Below are 17872 nucleotides of genomic sequence, written 5' to 3'. Positions count from 1 at the left end.
TGAAGTGAGTGGTTGAAGCCACTGGCAGCAAATAGGGTCCAGTTGCATAAAGCCCCGAATTTCGGGGTTTTTTGTTATTTGACAACAGAACTACTGGGCTAATTAGCCCTTTTTTTATGTCTTGGGGGTGGGCTTGTCCACGTTAGAGCAAAAATTAACAGCGATGATTTCAGCACCAGTTGAAGCTTTAGGCTTTGAGTTAGTCGGCTTAGAGTTTATTCGTGCACGTGTTTCTACACTGCGGATTTATATTGATAGTGAGAATGGCATCACTGTTGATGATTGTGCTGATGTTAGCCACCAGGTCAGTGCGGTATTGGATGTCGAAGATCCTATCTCAGTGCTTTATAACCTGGAAGTTTCTTCACCTGGATTAGAGCGTCCATTGTTCACGGCTGAACATTATCAGCGTTTTATTGGTGAGGAAGTTAGTCTGGTCTTACGTATAGCAATGCAAAACCGTCGGAAATGGCTGGGCGTTATCAAAACTGTCGACGGCGAAATGATCACGGTTACGGTGGATGGAAAAGATGAAGTGTTCGCACTGAGCAACATCCAGAAAGCGAACCTGGTACCCCACTTTTAAAGTTCGGATGAGGCAACTAGGATGAATAAAGAAATTCTGGCTGTTGTGGAAGCGGTTTCCAACGAAAAATCCCTTCCACGCGAAAAGATCTTCGAGGCGCTGGAAACAGCATTGGCCACAGCCACCAAGAAAAAATATGAACAAGATATTGATGTTCGTGTCAGCATTGACCGTAAATCTGGCGATTTTGACACCTTTCGTCGTTGGTTAGTTGTTGAAGAAGTGACTCAGCCGACTCGTGAAATTACGTTGGAAGCGGCTAGGTTTGAAGAGCCTGAAATCGATTTGGGTAGCTATACCGAAGATCAAATTGAATCAGTGACTTTTGATCGTATTACAACACAGACCGCTAAACAGGTTATTGTACAAAAAGTACGTGAGGCTGAACGCGCTATGGTTGTTGACCAGTTCCGCGAACAGCAAGGCGAGATCATCACCAGTGTGGTTAAGAAAGTCAATCGTGAGAATATCACCCTTGATTTGGGCAATAATGCTGAAGCAGTTATTCTTCGCGAAGATATGTTACCAAGGGAAAATTTCCGTCCAGGTGACCGTGTGCGTGGTGTATTGTATGATGTTCGCCCTGAAGCACGAGGTGCGCAACTGTTTGTCAGCCGTTCCCGTCCGGAAATGCTGGTTGAACTGTTCCGTATTGAGGTTCCGGAAATTGGTGAGGAGCTGATTGAAATTAAAGCTGCTGCCCGTGATCCGGGATCTCGCGCCAAGATTGCAGTAAAAACAAATGACAAGCGTATAGATCCGGTTGGTGCTTGCGTTGGCATGCGTGGCGCGCGAGTACAGGCCGTTTCCAGTGAACTGGGAGGCGAACGAATCGATATCGTACTGTGGGATGATAATCCTGCTCAGTTTGTCATTAATGCTATGGCTCCGGCTGATGTCGCATCCATTGTTGTCGACGAAGACAAGTGCACGATGGATGTTGCCGTTGAAAGCAACAATTTAGCGCAGGCTATCGGCCGTAATGGTCAAAATGTGCGCCTCGCTGCGCAATTGTTGAAAAAGCACCGTGGTGATGACAAATGGGAATTAAATGTCATGACTGCTGAAGAGCTACAAGCAAAACATCAGGCAGAAGCTCATGCTTCTATTGATACATTCACTAAGCATCTCGATATTGATGAAGAATTCGCTACTGTTCTAGTCGAAGAAGGGTTCTCAACTCTGGAAGAATTGGCCTATGTACCAATTAAGGAACTCCTGGAAATTGAAGGCCTTGATGAAGAAACTATCGAAGTCCTGCGTGAACGTGCGAAAGCTGCTTTAACTACTCTGGAACTGGCTCAGAAAGAGAGTCTCAGTGATAAACAACCAACTGAAGAGTTGTTAAATCTGACTGGTATGAATCGTACTCTGGCATTTGACCTAGCTGCCCGTGGCATCTGTACGCTGGAAGATCTTGCCGAGCAGGGTATCGACGACCTATCTGATATTGAAGGTTTGAATGATGAGAAAACAGGCGAGCTCATCATGGCAGCCCGAAATATCTGTTGGTTTGGCGATGATGCGTAATAAACCGTAGCAGGAAGGAACAGCATGACAGATGTAACCGTAAAATCACTGGCAGAAGAGATCCAGACTTCGGTTGATCGCCTGGTACAGCAATTTGCTGATGCAGGGATTAAAAAAACCGAAACTGATTTTGTCTCCCAGAAAGAAAAAGAAGCTTTACTGGCACATTTGAACCGCGAACAAGGCGGTTCGGCTGGTAAACCCGATAAATTAACATTGCAGCGTAAGACACGTAGTACGCTGAATGTTTCAGGCACCGATGGTAAAAGCAAACCGGTAGCCGTTGAGGTCCGCAAAAAGCGTACATATGTGAACCGTGATGCAATTGAACAGGCTAAAGCGGAAGAACAGGCGAAGCGTGAAGCGGAAGAGCAAGCACGGCGCGAAGCAGAAGAAAAAGCGCAACGCGAAGCCGAAGCAGCAGCGAAGAAATTCGCTGAAGATCAGGAGGCTAAACGTGAGGCAGAAGAAAAAGCCAAACGTGAAGCAGCTGAAAAAGCTAAGCGTCAGGCAGCGGAAAATGAAAAAGTGACCAATCAACATACCGAACAGAAACAAAAACCAGCCCAGAGTGAAAAAGCACGTCGTGAAGCAGAAGCTGCTGATCTTAAACGTAAAGCAGAAGAAGAGATGCGTCGTAAGGTAGAAGAAGAGGCTAGACGCGTTGCTGAGGAAGCTCGTCGTATGGCTGAAGAGAATCAGGACAAGTGGTCAAGTGATTCAGATTCCATTGATAACGACGATTATCATGTCACTACCTCCCGTCATGCCCGCGCGGCAGAAGACGAAAACGATGCGAAAGTTGAAGGTGATCGTCGTGCTCGTGGTCGTAGCGGTAAGGCTACTCGCCAGAAGAAAAATAATAAACATTCTGAATCTAAAGCAGATCGTGAAGAAGCCCGCGCAGTTGGCCGTACAAAAGGCAAGCAACGTAAAACCAGTACATTGCAACAAAGTTTTAATAAGCCTGTAGCGGCTGTTAACCGTGATGTTGTGATCGGTGAAACCATTACTGTTGCTGAATTGGCTAATAAAATGGCTGTCAAAGGTTCTCAGGTCATCAAAGCCATGATGAAAATGGGTGCAATGGCAACCATCAACCAGGTGATCGATCAGGAAACTGCACAGCTAGTTGCTGAAGAAATGGGTCATAAGGTTATCCTGCGTCGTGAGAACGAGCTGGAAGAGGCGCTGATGAGCGATCGGGATACTGGTGAAGCTGTTGCTGAATCTCGTGCGCCGGTTGTGACGATCATGGGGCATGTTGACCACGGTAAAACTTCTCTGCTGGATTACATTCGTTCTACAAAAGTCGCTTCTGGTGAGGCGGGTGGTATTACCCAGCATATTGGTGCTTACCATGTTGAAACTGAAAGTGGCATGATTACTTTCTTGGATACCCCAGGGCATGCTGCATTTACTTCAATGCGTGCACGTGGTGCAAAAGCTACCGACATCGTGGTCTTGGTTGTTGCTGCCGATGATGGTGTGATGCCTCAGACTATCGAAGCTATTCAGCATGCAAAAGCAGCGAATGTGCCTGTGGTTGTTGCGGTTAACAAGATCGACAAACCAGAAGCTGATCCAGATCGTGTGAAGAATGAGCTTTCTCAGCATGGTGTTCAGCCTGAAGAGTGGGGTGGTGAAACTCAGTTTATCAATGTATCTGCTAAAGCTGGTATTGGTATCGATGAATTGCTGGATGCAATCTTACTTCAAGCTGAAGTTCTTGAACTAAAAGCAGTCCATTCTGGTATGGCAAGCGGCGTTGTAATCGAATCATTCTTGGACAAAGGCCGTGGTCCGGTCGCAACAGTACTGGTTCAAGAAGGTACTTTGAACAAAGGTGATATCGTACTTTGCGGCTTTGAATATGGACGAGTTCGTGCAATGCGTGACGAGCTAGGTCGTGAAGTGTTCTCCGCGGGTCCATCTATTCCAGTGGAAATCCTTGGCCTGTCCAACGTACCTGCGGCTGGTGATGAAGCAACTGTTGTACGTGACGAGAAGAAAGCTCGTGAGGTTGCTCTGTATCGTCAGGGTAAATTCCGTGAGGTCAAACTGGCTCGCCAGCAGAAATCTAAACTGGAAAACATGTTCGCTAACATGGAAGAAGGTGAAGTTTCTGAATTGAATATCGTTCTGAAATCTGACGTTCAGGGATCGTGTGAAGCGATCCGCGAGGCATTGGAACAATTGTCTACCAATGAAGTGAAAGTGAAAATCATTGGCTCTGGCGTAGGTGGTATTACTGAGACTGATGCAACACTGGCTGCTGCTTCTAATGCAATTATTCTGGGCTTCAATGTTCGTGCCGATGCTTCCGCACGCCGGGTTGTTGAAAATGAAAGCTTGGATCTGCGTTATTACTCTGTTATTTATAGCCTGATTGATGAAGTTAAACAGGCAATGAGTGGTATGCTGGCGCCTGAATATAAACAGCAGATCATGGGACTAGCAGAAGTTCGTGATGTATTTAAGTCACCGAAATTTGGCGCGATTGCTGGTTGTATGGTGACCGAAGGTACTATTAAACGTAATAATCCAATTCGTGTGTTGCGTGATAACGTAGTGATTTACGAAGGTGAACTGGAATCCCTTCGCCGCTTTAAAGATGACGTTAACGAAGTCCGTAATGGTATGGAATGTGGTATCGGTGTTAAGAACTACAACGATGTTCGTGTTGGTGACATGATCGAAGTATTTGAAGTTATTGAAGTTAAACGATCTATCGCTTAATTCCTACCACTGGTTAATTTCATTATTGGGGGGCTTTTGCCCCCCAAATGTCAGGAGATATAACAATGGCAAGAGAATTCAGTCGTACTCAGCGTGTTGCACAGGAAATGCAAAAAGAGATTGCCATCATTTTACAGCGAGAAGTGAAAGATCCCCGAATCGGTATGGCGACTGTTTCTGGTGTTGAAGTTTCCCGTGATTTGGCTTATGCCAAAGTATTCGTCACCTTTCTGAATGTGTTGACTGAAGAACATGATTCCGAAGTGGTAAAGAATGGTATTAAGGCATTGAATGAAGCTTCTGGTTTTATTCGTTCTCTGCTGGGTAAAGCAATGCGTTTGCGTGTCGTACCAGAACTGACTTTCTCCTATGATAATTCCTTGGTAGAAGGGATGAGAATGTCCAATCTGGTTACTAATGTTGTGAAGAATGACGAACAGCGCCGGGCTTCTGCGGATCACAAAGAGGAGAAGTAATGGGGCGTCGTCGTCGCGGTCGTGATATACATGGTGTGTTGTTACTGGATAAGCCGCAGGATATTTCTTCTAATGATGCGTTACAAAAAGTAAAACGTATTTTCAACGCCAGCAAAGCGGGTCACACTGGCGCGTTGGATCCACTGGCAACGGGTATGCTACCGGTTTGCCTTGGTGAAGCCACGAAGTTTTCCCAGTTCTTACTTGATTCTGACAAACGTTATCGAGTGATAGCTCGTCTTGGTCAGCGAACTGACACATCTGATTCACATGGGCAAATCATCAGTGAAAGGGCAATCCTGCTAAATCAGGCTCAACTTGATGCAGATTTGGATAAATTCCGTGGGGATACCATGCAAATTCCTTCCATGTATTCTGCACTGAAACATCAGGGAAAACCGTTGTATGAGTATGCTCGTCAGGGTATTGAAGTAGAACGCGAAGCACGACCAATTACAGTCTATGAATTACAGTTTATCCGTTGGGAAGATGATGAACTGGAATTGGAAATACACTGTTCGAAAGGAACTTATATTCGCACTATTATTGATGACTTAGGTGAATTATTAGGCTGTGGTGCTCATGTTATTTATTTAAGGCGTTTACAGGTAGCGAATTATCCAAATGATCGTATGGTAACACTTGAGCAATTATATGAATTGCAAAAGCAGGCCAAAGATCAGGAAATACCTGTGGGTGAATTAATTGATTCATTACTATTACCAATGGATAGTGCGATTACGCATTTCCCAGAGGTTAATTTGATTCAAGTAGTTGCGGCTTATTTTAAACAAGGACAGGCGGTGCGCAGTGCCAAATCCTCGGCTCCGGTTGAAAGTATGGTACGTGTAACTGAAGGTGATGAACGGAAATTCATTGGCATTGCTGTTATCAATGACGATGGGCTTGTTGCTCCCCGCCGTTTAGTTGTTGAAAGCCGGGATTAGGGTATTTGGGGCTATCTTGCGCTTAACTTATTTGCAGCGTAGAATGGCGCAGTTATATGTTGGGTAGCTGAATTAGAGATCGGCGCCTGTAATTTTAGTTTATATATTTTTGGAGTTGTAATATGTCTCTAAGTACTGAAGCAAAAGCGCAAATTATTGCTGAATTTGGTCGTGATGCGAATGACAGTGGTTCTAGTGAAGTACAGATTGCTTTGTTAACTGCACAGATTAACCACTTGCAAGGCCACTTTTCAGAGCATAAAAAAGATCACCACAGCCGTCGTGGTCTGCTGCGCATGGTTTCTCAGCGTCGTAAACTGCTGGACTATCTGAAGCGTAAAAATGTAACAAGTTACACTGCGCTGATTGGGCGTCTTGGCCTGCGTCGCTAATCAAGCAAGTTTCAGTGGAAAGGGGCCATATATGGCCCCTTTTCTTCTGAGAAGCCATCATTAGGCAACAGCACGAAAAATGTTGGTGATGGTTTTTGTTAAGGCTCTTCAGTTACAGAGGTTCGCGCGGCTAATGAGAGTGCTTAAGGGAGTAAGACCTGTCGTTAGTCGCGAGGATGTGGCATGAAGAGATTATTCATTGTTGTCTGCTGAATATAAAAGACAATGTTAACGAAAGGATATTATTTTGCTTAATCCGATTGTTCGTAAATTTCAATATGGTCAACATACCGTTACTATCGAAACAGGTATGATGGCTCGTCAGGCTACTGCTGCTGTCATGGTCAATATGGATGACACGGCTGTATTTGTCACCGTTGTTGGTCAGAAAAAAGTAAAAGAAGGTCAGGATTTCTTTCCACTGACTGTTAACTATCAGGAGCGTACTTATGCTGCTGGTCGTATTCCAGGCAGTTTCTTTCGTCGTGAAGGTCGTCCTGGTGAAGGCGAAACATTAGTCGCTCGTTTAATTGATCGTCCTTTGCGTCCTCTGTTCCCGGAAGGTTTCCTGAACGAGGTACAGATTGTAGCGACAGTTGTTTCTGTTAACCCGCAAGTTAACCCAGATATTGTTGCAATGATCGGCGCTTCTGCTGTGCTGGCACTATCTGGTATTCCGTTCAATGGTCCAATTGGCGCGGCTCGCGTTGGTTATATTAATGATCAGTATGTGCTTAACCCAACCAGTGATGAGCTGAAAAACAGCCGTTTGGATCTGGTGGTTTCAGGTACTGCTGGTGCTGTTTTGATGGTTGAATCTGAAGCCGACATTCTAACTGAAGAGCAAATGTTAGGTGCGGTAGTATTCGGCCATGATCAACAACAGGTGGTTATTGATAACATTAATGCATTGGCTGCGGAAGCAGGTAAAGAAAAATGGGATTGGGCGCCGGAACCTGTTAATCAAGCGTTGCATGACCGTGTAGCTGAATTGGCAGAAAGCCGTTTGGGTGATGCTTACCGTATCACTGAGAAACAGGAGCGTTATGCTCAGGTTGATGCTATCAAAGAGGAAGTGACGGCTGCGCTGTTGGAACAGGATGAAGCTTTAGAGGAAGCCGAAATCCATGAGATTCTGGGTAGCTTAGAGAAAAAAGTTGTCCGTAGTCGTGTTTTGTGTGGCGAGCCACGTATTGATGGCCGTGAAAAAGATATGGTTCGTGCATTGGACGTACGTACTGGAGTTCTGCCTCGTACGCATGGCTCTGCGTTGTTTACCCGTGGTGAAACTCAGGCTTTAGTTACTGCGACTTTGGGTACGGAACGTGATGCACAGATCATTGACGAGTTGATGGGAGAACGCACAGATCGTTTCCTATTGCACTACAATTTCCCACCATATTCTGTTGGTGAAACAGGTATGATGGGTTCGCCAAAACGTCGTGAAATTGGTCATGGTCGTCTGGCTAAACGTGGTGTGGCGGCAGTCATGCCAAAAGCTCATGAATTCCCATATACCGTCCGTGTAGTTTCTGAAATCACGGAATCAAACGGCTCATCTTCAATGGCGTCTGTTTGTGGCGCATCTCTTGCGTTGATGGACGCAGGTGTGCCGATTAAAGCTGCTGTTGCTGGTATTGCAATGGGATTAGTGAAAGAAGACGATAATTTTGTTGTTCTGTCTGACATCTTGGGTGATGAAGATCATTTGGGAGACATGGACTTTAAAGTTGCAGGTAGCTGTGAAGGTATCAGCGCACTGCAAATGGACATCAAAATTGAAGGCATTACCCGTGAAATTATGCAAATTGCTCTGAATCAGGCAAAAGGTGCGCGTTTGCATATCCTGAGTGTAATGGAACAGGCAATTAATAGCCCACGTAATGAAATTTCTGAATTTGCACCACGCATTCACACTATTAAGATCAATCCTGATAAGATCAAAGATGTTATCGGTAAAGGTGGTTCAGTTATCCGTGCACTGACAGAAGAAACCGGTACTACCATTGAGATCGAAGATGATGGCACAGTGAAAATTGCTGCAACTGATGGTGAAAAAGCAAAACATGCCATCAGTCGTATTGAAGAAATCACCGCTGAGATCGAAGTTGCTCGCGTTTACACTGGTAAAGTAACTCGCATCGTTGATTTTGGCGCATTTGTTGCTATCGGTGGTGGTAAAGAAGGTCTGGTACATATTTCTCAGATTGCGGATAAGCGAGTTGAGAAAGTGGCTGATTATTTGCAGGTTGGCCAGGAAGTTTCAGTTAAAGTTCTAGAAATTGATCGTCAGGGGCGTGTTCGCCTGAGCATTAAAGAAGCGACAGCCGGGGTAATTGTCGAGGATACACCAGTAGCACCACAATCAGCAGAATAAATTTGATGTTATAAACCGGCGTCTTGTAAAAAAGCGCCGTTTATAGACTCAGGGCAGGAGGCCCAATAAATGCAATATGGGTGATAGGGCATTCTTAATTAATGTCTGACTTTCGGGAGTAGGAAATGAATCTTTTTCTGCGCTGGTGTTATGCTGTAGCAATACTTCTCTTGGCAGGATGCAGCAGCAAGGATTGGCGTAAAAACGAAGTTTTTGCTATTCCGTTACAACCTTCATTGCAACAAGAAGTCATTCTGGCTCGCATGGAACAGATTCTTGCGAGTCGGTCATTGACAGAAGATGAGTACGCACAGCTTTTATATGAGAGAGGTGTGCTGTATGATAGTCTCGGGCTGAGAGCTTTGGCACGGAATGATTTTTCTGTTGCCTTATCTATTCGGCCTAATATTCCAGAGATTTTTAATTATCTGGGGATTTACTTCACACAGGCTGGCAATTTTGATGCCGCCTATGAAGCGTTTGATTCTGTATTAGAGCTTGATCCAACTTACAATTACGCGCGTCTTAACCGTGGCATCGCGTTGTATTACGGTGGTCGGTATAAGTTAGCGCAGGATGATCTGCAGGCGTTTTATCAAGACGATCCAAATGATCCTTTCCGTTCGCTGTGGTTGTACCTGGTGGAAAAAGAATTTTATCCTAAAGGGGCGATGTTGAACTTGTCGCAGCACTACGAAAAAGCGAACCGGGGGCAATGGGGCTGGAATATAGTTGAATTCTATTTAGGCAAAATTAGTGAATATACATTGATGAACCGCTTGAAAGAGAATGCAACGGATAACACTTCGCTCGCTGAGCATCTCAGTGAAACTGACTTCTATTTAGGTAAACATTACCTAAGTCTGGGGGACAAGGATAGCGCATCTGCGTTATTCAAGCTGACGGTAGCTAACAACGCACATAACTTTGTTGAGCACCGCTATGCATTGTTGGAATTGGCGCTGTTAGGCCAGGAACAAGATGACCTATCAGAATCGGACCAGCAATAGCTGACGAACATTTCGAGATCGATTAACAAAGTCCATCATCTTGACCGATGAGGGCTTATTTGTTCGTTTAATTAAATACTTTGAGCCAGTTCACATTTTAAATGAAAATGACCGAAATTTTTTTCGATGCGTTATGTAGACTGGCCGCCATAACTAACGAGGCACCATTACATGACCACTGAGACTGAAATCTCTTTTGCTGATCTGGGTTTATCAGCACCTATCCTTTCTGCACTGGAAGATCTTGGCTATGAAAAGCCATCTCCAATTCAGCAACAATGTATTCCCCATTTATTAAATGGTCGCGACGTACTAGGTATGGCGCAGACGGGGAGTGGTAAAACTGCGGCATTCAGTCTGCCTTTACTGCATAACATCAATGCTGAGTTGAAAGCTCCGCAAATCCTTGTGTTGGCGCCGACCCGTGAACTGGCGGTACAGGTAGCCGAAGCGTGCGCAGATTTTTCTAAACATATGCGTAACGTGAATGTTGTTGCGCTGTATGGCGGGCAACGTTATGACGTTCAGTTACGCGCTTTGCGTCAGGGACCACAAATTGTTGTGGGTACTCCTGGGCGTCTTTTGGATCATCTGAAGCGTGGTACGTTGGATCTATCTAACCTGAGCGGCTTAGTTTTGGATGAAGCAGACGAAATGCTGCGTATGGGCTTTATCGAAGATGTTGAAAACATCATGAGCCAGATCCCCGCAGAGCATCAGACTGCGCTGTTCTCTGCAACTATGCCAGAAGCTATCCGTCGCATTACTCGTCGTTTTATGAACGATCCGCAAGAAGTGCGTATCCAAGCGAGTGTAACGACTCGTCCTGACATCAGCCAGAGCTATTGGTCTGTTTACGGTATGCGTAAAAATGAAGCTTTGGTGCGTTTCCTTGAAGCAGAGGATTTTGATGCCGCGATTATTTTTGTGCGCACCAAAAACGCAACGTTGGAAGTGGCAGAAGCACTGGAGCGTAATGGCTACAACAGTGCGGCGCTAAACGGTGATATGAACCAAGCACTGCGTGAGCAGACATTGGAACGTCTGAAAGATGGCCGTTTGGATATTTTGATTGCAACTGATGTTGCAGCGCGTGGCCTGGATGTTGAGCGCATCAGTCTGGTTGTTAACTATGACATTCCAATGGATGCGGAATCTTATGTTCACCGTATTGGCCGTACTGGTCGTGCAGGTCGTGCAGGCCGCGCGTTGTTGTTTGTTGAAAACCGTGAACGTCGCTTGTTACGTAACGTTGAGCGTACAATGAAGCTGACTATCCCGGAAGTTGAACTGCCAAATGCTGAGTTGTTGAGCCAGCGTCGTCTGGAAAAATTTGCTGCTAATGTACAGCAGCAATTGGAGAGCAGCGATCTGGATCAGTACCGTACTCTATTGTCTAAATTGCAACCTGCGGAAGATCTGGATATAGAAACGCTGGCCGCGGCATTATTGAAAATGGCGCAAGGTGAGCGTCCATTGATTCTGCCTCCAGATCCGGTGCGTCGTCCTCGCCGTGAACTCAATGAACGTGATGATCGTCGTCGTAATGGCTTTGATGATCGTAGCGAACGCGGTGATCGCCCTCGTCGTGAGCGCCGTGATGTCGGTGAAATGGAGTTGTACCGTATTGAAGTGGGCCGTGATGATGGTGTTGAAGTTCGTCATATCGTTGGTGCGATTGCTAACGAAGGTGATATCAGCAGCCGTTATATTGGCAATATCAAATTGTTTGCAACGCATTCCACAATTGAATTGCCAAAAGGTATGCCAGGTGATTTATTGTCCCACTTTACCCGTACCCGCATTCTGAACAAACCAATGAATATGCAGTTACTGGGTGATGCACAGCCATTTGAGCGCCGTGAACGTCGCGGTGGTGGGCGTAACGGTAATAGTAGCGCTCCTCGCCGTGATCGTGAGAGCTTTAATGGTGGTGGTCGTCGTTTCAATGGTGAACGCCGTGGTGGAGAAGGTCGTGGTGAAGGCCAAAGCCGTAGCAATTTCCGTGGTCGTGGTGATGATCATGGTTCATCTGCTCCACGCCGTCGTCATAACAATAGTAACGCACAGTAATCATCTGAATTGATATTTAAATAATAAAGCGGCTCTTTTTATAGGAGCCGTTTTTGTTATTGGTTAATTTATTTAATGTTTTTTATAATAAAAAAGCTGCCCTTTATACAAAAGGCAGCTTTTTGATATGCAGAAAGAGATCAGTTAGTTAGTATTTCAACTGAATTACCTGCACTGCGGGCGCGCCACAGTTTCAGCCATTGCATAATGGAAGAGACCGTAATCACAACGCCGAGGATAACCATCACAATGGAGATCGTTCCGTTGAAGATGTTGAAACCTTTTGCTGCGGAGTTGAAGTAAACATTCTTCACCATCCAGTAAGCAGCGTAGTTCACAGTAACATACAGGTAAGCCAGTGGTATCAGGCAAGTCAGCATATACCAGCGTTTTTCAGACAGACGAAGGATGATTGTCGCACCAATCATCAGGCCGATGGAGGCCATCAGTTGATTGGATACCCCGAATAGCGCCCAGACTGAATTGATATCGCCGGAATTCAGCAGATAGCCCCATAGTAAACAGGCAATGATACTGCAACCAATGGAACCTGGTAACCAGTTAATACGTTTCAGGGGCGCCCAAATATCGCCTAGGAAATCTTGCAGCAGGTAACGGGCAACACGTGTACCGGAATCAACCGCTGTCAGGATAAATACGGCTTCGAACATGACGACGAACTGGAAGAAGTAGGATGTTAGCTGGTTGAACCAAGGGACGCGGGTGAAGATATCTGCCATACCAACCGCCAATGTGACGGCTCCACCGGTACGGCCATACAGATCCAGACCAATTTCCTGACTCAATTGTGGTAGATGGATAACATCCATACCCAGTGTAGCAAAGACCTCTGGGGAGGAGTTAATCGCGAAATAGTCAGCCGGATAGAGAGAAGTGGCAGCGATCAACGCCATGACGCCAACGACACATTCTGCCAGCATGGCGCCGAAACCAACTGGCAGAATATCACTCCACTTATCGATCTGTTTTGGTGTTGTGCCAGAGCCGATAAATGCATGAAAACCAGAAATAGCGCCACACGCAATGGTGATAGAGATAAACGGCCACACCGGACCCGCCAGTACAGGGCCATTGCCATGAATAAATTCAGTGACTGCCGGGAATTGGATCTCCGGGTTAATAAAGATGACTCCCACAACTAACGCGCCGAATACACCGATTTTCATAAAGCTGGAAAGATAACCACGGGGAGTCAATAGCATCCATACTGGCAGAGCGGTTGCAAAAAACGCATAGATTGGCAGTGCCAAGCTAACAGTCGATGTACGTAGACTCAGCCATTCACCGAAGGCGGATGCTTGAATGTAAGGGCCGACAATCACACAAGCCATGATGGTGATAATACCTACCCAAGTTGCTCCGCGCATGTTACCAGTGAAGCGCTCCCACAGACCGACGCCGATTGCGACCGGAATGGTCATAAATACTGCAAATGTTCCCCAAGGGTTACGCTCTAGCGCATGAACGACCACTAGGGATAGACCTGCCATAGTAATCGTAATGATGAACAGCATCGCAAGGCCGGTGCACCAACCAGCAATTGGGCCAAGCTCTGTTTTAGCAACTTCTGACAGAGATTTACCGCTATGTTTCATTGAAGCGAATAAAACAACCGTATCATGCACGGCGCCGCCGATAACACAGCCGATTAACAGCCATAACATACTTGGCAGATAACCGTATTGGGCTGCTAACACAGGGCCAACCAGCGGTCCTGCGGCTGCGATTGCTGCGAAGTGGCTACCAAAATTGACCCATTTTTTTGTGGGTACATAATCTTTACCGTCTTCCAGTAAATGGGAAGGTGTAACTTCGCTGTCATCTGCTTTCAGTACCTTTTTAACGAAGAATACGCCGTATAAGCGGTAGCAGATAACTAGAATACACAACGTTGCAATGACAAATGTGAGAGCGTGTTGCATTTCTCTTCTCCTGAGAGTTATAAATTTTTACTCGTATCTTGTCATAGGTAAAGGAAGCTATAAGGGAGCGTCTGAGTGAGTGGTTGTATGGCGGGTTAAGTGGTCAGATTCAGCAGGTGAGCGGTGAGTAAGAACTGACTAACCTGCTAAAATGTGATGAATATCACGATTACTTCAATCCTAGCGCCTCTTTCAATGGCTTTAAATAACGGCGGCTGACGGGAATGGTTTTACCATTGCGTAGAATCAGTTCGGCCTGTCCGTGATCACTAAATAGGATTTCGCGCAGATGGGTCATATTGACCAGATATTGACGATGATTTCTCATCAATGGAGTGCGAGTTTCTAATGTACGAAGTGTTAGTTCAGTAAATCCTTCCTGCCCGTTGGTACACATAACATACACTCCGCTTGGACGGGAGGTAACATAAAGGATTTCATCCAGTTGTACAAGCCAGATTCGGCTGTGGCCGGTGCATGGGATATATTTCAGCGGTTCTTCTACTTTAAGGATGGAAATATCCTGTTTCTGATGCCCTTGCCGTAATCGTTGTAAAGTTTTAGTTAGACGGCTTTTTTCCAGAGGTTTTAATAAATAGTCAAATGCGTGCTCCTCAAACGCTTGTATTGCATATTCATCAAATGCGGTCAGAAAAACAATATAGGGACGATGTTCTGGATCGAGCATACCAACCATTTCTAATCCGGTGATACGTGGCATTTGGATATCCAAAAATACAACATCGGGTTTTAGATGATATATGGCTCCAATGGCTTCAACGGCATTGGCGCATTCGCCAATAATTTGGATATCATGCTCCTCTTCTAGCAAACAACGTAGGTTTTCTCGTGCAAGCGGTTCGTCATCAACAATTAATATATTCATATTCACACAGTTTTATTAGCCTCTTTAATGAGTGGCAAGTGTAAAATTACGCGGGTAAATTTTTCTGGTTGGCAATCTATTTGCACGCCATAATTTTCACCATAGCGAAGTCGTAGCCGTTTATCTACCAGACTCATTCCTAGTCCATCCCCCATAGAGACCGATTTATAAAGACCGGCATTATCTTCCACTTCCAGTATCAGCAATTGATTCTGCTGATGAGCACGAATAGTAACCCTACCGGTTTCTAATAACTGTGACGTGCCGTGTTTGATCGCATTTTCTACTATTGGCTGAAGAGAAAAAGCCGGTAATTTGGCGTGAAGCAGAGATTCCGGCAGTTCAATGCTTATTTGCAGATGCTCACGGAAACGCGCCTTCTCAATTTGTAAGTAAGCATTCACATGCTCTATTTCATCAGACAGCGTGACAACCTCTTCTGACCGTTTCAAGTTTTTACGGAAAAAGGTTGAGAGATATTGTACTAATTGACCCGCTTGATAACTGTCCCGTCGGATCACGGCTTGCAAGGTATTTAAGGTATTAAATAAAAAGTGAGGATTCACTTGCGCATGAAGCAGCTTAATTTCGGATTGTAGCAGTGATTGTTTGTTACGTTCATATTGTCCTGCGAGGATTTGGGCGGATAACAAACTGGCAATACCTTCCCCTAGAGGACGGTTAATTGAACTGAACAGACGATTTTTAGCTTCATAAAGTTTGATTGCGCCGATAACTTGCTGATTTTCTCCCTGTAGCGGAATAACCAGAGTTGAACCGAGTTTGCAAGTTGGATTGATTGAACAACGGTAAGGTATTTCATTGCCATCGGCATAAACCACTTCATTATTTTCAATTGCTCGACGGGATTGTTCTGAAGCAATAGGTGTTCCAGGGAGGTGATGATCTGAACCGATACCAATAAACGCCAGAAGTTTTTCTCTATCTGTAATAGCCACTGCGCCTATTTCCAGTTGCTGATAAATAACTTTTGCTACCTTCATACTGTTATTTTCATTAAATCCTTTTCGCAGAATACCTTCCGTATAAACAGCGATTTTCAGTGCTTGAGCAGAAAATGCGCTAGTGTATTTTTCAAATATCGCGCGCCGGTCAAGTAGGATACGTATAAACATTGCTGAACCGATACTATTGGTGACGATCATGGGGATGGCGATATTTTTGACCAACGCTAATGCTTCACTATATGGACGAGCGATCAGCAGTAAAACGCCCATTTGTATTACTTCAGCACAAAACGTGACGACAGCGGCTGTCCAGGGATTAATCAGTCGGTTTATCTGACCACGTTTCGTCAGATAGCTGTGAATAATGCCACCGATTAAACCTTCAATAATGGTCGATATCATGCAACTGAAAGCGGTTATCCCACCAAGGGAGTAGCGGTGCAGTCCACCGGTTAATCCTACCATTGCGCCGACATTTGGCCCACCCAGAAGCCCGCCAAGGACTGCGCCAATAGCACGGGTATTGGCAATGGAATCACCTACATGCAGACCAAAATAGGTTCCCAAAATACAGAAAATGGAAAAAGTGACATAACACAGCAGCTTATGAGGTAAACGTACAGTAACTTGCAACAGTGGAATAAATAGTGGTGTTTTACTTAGTAGCCAGGCGATAACCAAATAAACACACATCTGTTGTAATAATAACAACACAAGATTAAATTCGTACATAAATTTTCCGAGAGGATTTATGGATGTTATTAGTTTACAGAAACAGCTAATAATATTATTAAAAGTTTAGTTTAAGTAGGTTAATATTTGACAACAATCATAAACCACTACACTATTATAAAGCGTTTTCCTTTCTGTCAGTGATTATACGCACGAATATATAAGAAATTTTCCGTAGAACAATGCGAAGCTATAACGTTAGTTTCGAGTCGGGTAATTTTGGATGTGTAAGACATCATGAAAAAAAGAACACTTTTTACGATTTTACTGGTGATTTTGCTCACAGCAATGGCTGTGTTGTTTCATTCTCATAACCAATATTTATTGTTGCAAGGTGAAGTTGATGCGCCGGAAGTGATTGTGGCATCCAAAGCTAAGGGACGAGTGATCACACGTCACGTTGAACGGGGAGATGATGTTAAAGCAGGTCAGTTGCTGATTACACTTGAAAGCCCGGAATTACTAGCCCAGGTTGCTTCACTGGAAGCTGCTCGTGATCAAGCTAAAGCACAGTTGGAACAATCTCTTCATGGAACCCGTGAAGAAAGTATTCGGAATTTGGAAGCGGGTTTGGCACAAGCTCAGGCCGAATACGATAATGCGGTACGTGAATATGATCGTATTCAGAATGTCGCATCTAAAGGTTATGTTTCACGGAACGATCTAGATAATGCTCACAGAAGTAGGGATGTTGCTTATCAGAAAATGCAGAGCGCAAAAGCGGCATTGGATGAAGGCAGGCATGGTGACAGGATTGAATTGCGCCAGAAATACGCAGCAGCTTTACGTCAGGCTGAACAGCAACTGATTGAGTTGCGAACCCAGAGTGATGATTTGCAAGTCAAAGCGCCTGTCGCGGGGGAAGTGGGGCCGATTCCGGCAGAAGTTGGTGAATTATTTAGTGCTAATAGTCCTTTAGTGACATTAATCCGTGTACCAGAAGCTTATTTTATTTATAACCTGCGGGAAGACATTCTGGCAAAGGTACACAAAGGGGATAAAGTCAAACTTCGTATTCCTGCGCTAGGTGATAAAGAGGTTGAAGCCGAAGTTCGTTATATCTCTCCGATGGGTGATTACGCGACTAAACGTGCCACTCGCGCCACTGGTGATTTCGATTTAAGAACCTTTGAAGTGCGCTTGTATTCCTTACAGCCTATTGAAGGTTTACGTCCTGGTATGAGTGCCTTGTGGCGTTGGGATAAGTAGGTGA

Annotated in this window: 14 protein-coding genes; 11 read left to right on the top strand and 3 right to left on the bottom strand. The window is 45.0% G+C overall.

Annotated elements, in window-relative coordinates; genetic code table 11:
• Positions 1–133: 133 nt before the first annotated feature.
• The 10 genes from rimP (at position 134) to EAE92_RS01690 (ending at position 12130) form a co-directional block, all read left to right on the top strand.
• Entirely contained in the window at positions 134–586 is a 453-nt protein-coding gene (gene rimP, locus EAE92_RS01735) for a ribosome maturation factor RimP (protein ID WP_214066835.1), read from the top strand.
• A 21-nt stretch (positions 587–607) separates the two neighbouring features.
• Positions 608–2116, top strand: coding sequence for a transcription termination factor NusA (nusA, locus tag EAE92_RS01730; RefSeq protein ID WP_011148606.1), 1509 nt, complete (start codon positions 608–610; stop codon positions 2114–2116).
• Positions 2117–2140: 24 nt separating this feature from the next.
• Positions 2141–4855, top strand: a complete 2715-nt coding sequence (gene infB, locus EAE92_RS01725) for a translation initiation factor IF-2 (protein WP_214066834.1) — start codon at positions 2141–2143, stop codon at positions 4853–4855.
• Between the two features lie 65 nt (positions 4856–4920).
• The gene (gene rbfA, locus EAE92_RS01720; protein WP_036776512.1) at positions 4921–5331 is read left to right on the top strand and encodes a 30S ribosome-binding factor RbfA; all 411 of its coding nucleotides are present in this window, start codon (positions 4921–4923) and stop codon (positions 5329–5331) included.
• Entirely contained in the window at positions 5331–6278 is a 948-nt protein-coding gene (gene truB / locus EAE92_RS01715; protein WP_214066833.1) for a tRNA pseudouridine(55) synthase TruB, read from the top strand. Before rbfA ends, truB begins: the two co-directional genes overlap by 1 nt.
• Positions 6279–6400: 122 nt before the next feature.
• Positions 6401–6670 (top strand): 30S ribosomal protein S15, encoded by a 270-nt coding sequence (gene rpsO / locus EAE92_RS01710; RefSeq protein ID WP_015836102.1) that lies wholly within the window; start codon positions 6401–6403, stop codon positions 6668–6670.
• 247 nt (positions 6671–6917) lie between these two features.
• Entirely contained in the window at positions 6918–9047 is a 2130-nt protein-coding gene (gene pnp, locus EAE92_RS01705) for a polyribonucleotide nucleotidyltransferase (protein WP_214066832.1), read from the top strand.
• Positions 9048–9172: 125 nt separating this feature from the next.
• Positions 9173–10057 carry a lipoprotein NlpI gene (gene nlpI / locus EAE92_RS01700; RefSeq protein WP_036776503.1) on the top strand — a complete coding sequence of 295 codons (885 nt, stop codon included), beginning with the start codon at positions 9173–9175 and terminating at the stop codon, positions 10055–10057.
• Positions 10058–10158: 101 nt separating this feature from the next.
• Positions 10159–10239, top strand: a complete 81-nt coding sequence (yrbN, locus tag EAE92_RS25350) for a protein YrbN (protein ID WP_105394837.1) — start codon at positions 10159–10161, stop codon at positions 10237–10239.
• Positions 10229–12130, top strand: coding sequence for a DEAD/DEAH family ATP-dependent RNA helicase (locus tag EAE92_RS01690; protein ID WP_214066831.1), 1902 nt, complete (start codon positions 10229–10231; stop codon positions 12128–12130). The genes yrbN and EAE92_RS01690 overlap by 11 nt, the downstream gene beginning before the upstream one ends.
• A gap of 140 nt (positions 12131–12270) precedes the next feature.
• Here the strand turns inward: EAE92_RS01690 and EAE92_RS01685 are convergent, their stop codons facing one another.
• The 3 genes from EAE92_RS01685 to EAE92_RS01675 form a co-directional block, all read right to left on the bottom strand.
• A complete protein-coding gene (locus tag EAE92_RS01685; RefSeq protein WP_214066830.1) occupies positions 12271–14073 on the bottom strand; it encodes a carbon starvation CstA family protein in 1803 nt (600 codons plus the stop codon).
• Between the two features lie 169 nt (positions 14074–14242).
• The gene (gene btsR, locus EAE92_RS01680) at positions 14243–14959 is read right to left on the bottom strand and encodes a two-component system response regulator BtsR (RefSeq protein ID WP_214066829.1); all 717 of its coding nucleotides are present in this window, start codon (positions 14957–14959) and stop codon (positions 14243–14245) included.
• A gap of 2 nt (positions 14960–14961) precedes the next feature.
• Entirely contained in the window at positions 14962–16659 is a 1698-nt protein-coding gene (locus EAE92_RS01675) for a sensor histidine kinase (protein ID WP_214066828.1), read from the bottom strand.
• 237 nt (positions 16660–16896) lie between these two features.
• On the opposite strand from EAE92_RS01675, the gene EAE92_RS01670 reads away from it, so the two are divergent.
• Complete coding sequence (locus EAE92_RS01670) at positions 16897–17868, top strand: HlyD family secretion protein (protein WP_214066827.1); 972 nt, start codon at positions 16897–16899, stop codon at positions 17866–17868.
• Positions 17869–17872 lie beyond the last annotated feature (4 nt).

This window comes from Photorhabdus hainanensis (assembly GCF_018448965.1).
GTDB classification, from domain to species: Bacteria; Pseudomonadota; Gammaproteobacteria; order Enterobacterales; family Enterobacteriaceae; genus Photorhabdus; species Photorhabdus akhurstii.
This window is presented reverse-complemented; position numbering and strand designations above follow the sequence as displayed.

Bases quoted from the DNA above. Each gene is read 5' to 3' on its own strand.
- btsR (WP_214066829.1), bottom strand. From the start codon at position 14,959: ATGAATATATTAATTGTTGATGACGAACCGCTTGCACGAGAAAACCTA.
- yrbN (WP_105394837.1), top strand. From the start codon at position 10,159: ATGAAAATGACCGAAATTTTTTTCGATGCGTTATGTAGACTGGCCGCC.
- rbfA (WP_036776512.1), top strand. From the start codon at position 4,921: ATGGCAAGAGAATTCAGTCGTACTCAGCGTGTTGCACAGGAAATGCAA.
- infB (WP_214066834.1), top strand. From the start codon at position 2,141: ATGACAGATGTAACCGTAAAATCACTGGCAGAAGAGATCCAGACTTCG.
- EAE92_RS01685 (WP_214066830.1), bottom strand. From the start codon at position 14,073: ATGCAACACGCTCTCACATTTGTCATTGCAACGTTGTGTATTCTAGTT.
- EAE92_RS01690 (WP_214066831.1), top strand. From the start codon at position 10,229: ATGACCACTGAGACTGAAATCTCTTTTGCTGATCTGGGTTTATCAGCA.
- nusA (WP_011148606.1), top strand. From the start codon at position 608: ATGAATAAAGAAATTCTGGCTGTTGTGGAAGCGGTTTCCAACGAAAAA.
- EAE92_RS01675 (WP_214066828.1), bottom strand. From the start codon at position 16,659: ATGTACGAATTTAATCTTGTGTTGTTATTATTACAACAGATGTGTGTT.
- EAE92_RS01670 (WP_214066827.1), top strand. From the start codon at position 16,897: ATGAAAAAAAGAACACTTTTTACGATTTTACTGGTGATTTTGCTCACA.
- truB (WP_214066833.1), top strand. From the start codon at position 5,331: ATGGGGCGTCGTCGTCGCGGTCGTGATATACATGGTGTGTTGTTACTG.
- nlpI (WP_036776503.1), top strand. From the start codon at position 9,173: ATGAATCTTTTTCTGCGCTGGTGTTATGCTGTAGCAATACTTCTCTTG.
- rpsO (WP_015836102.1), top strand. From the start codon at position 6,401: ATGTCTCTAAGTACTGAAGCAAAAGCGCAAATTATTGCTGAATTTGGT.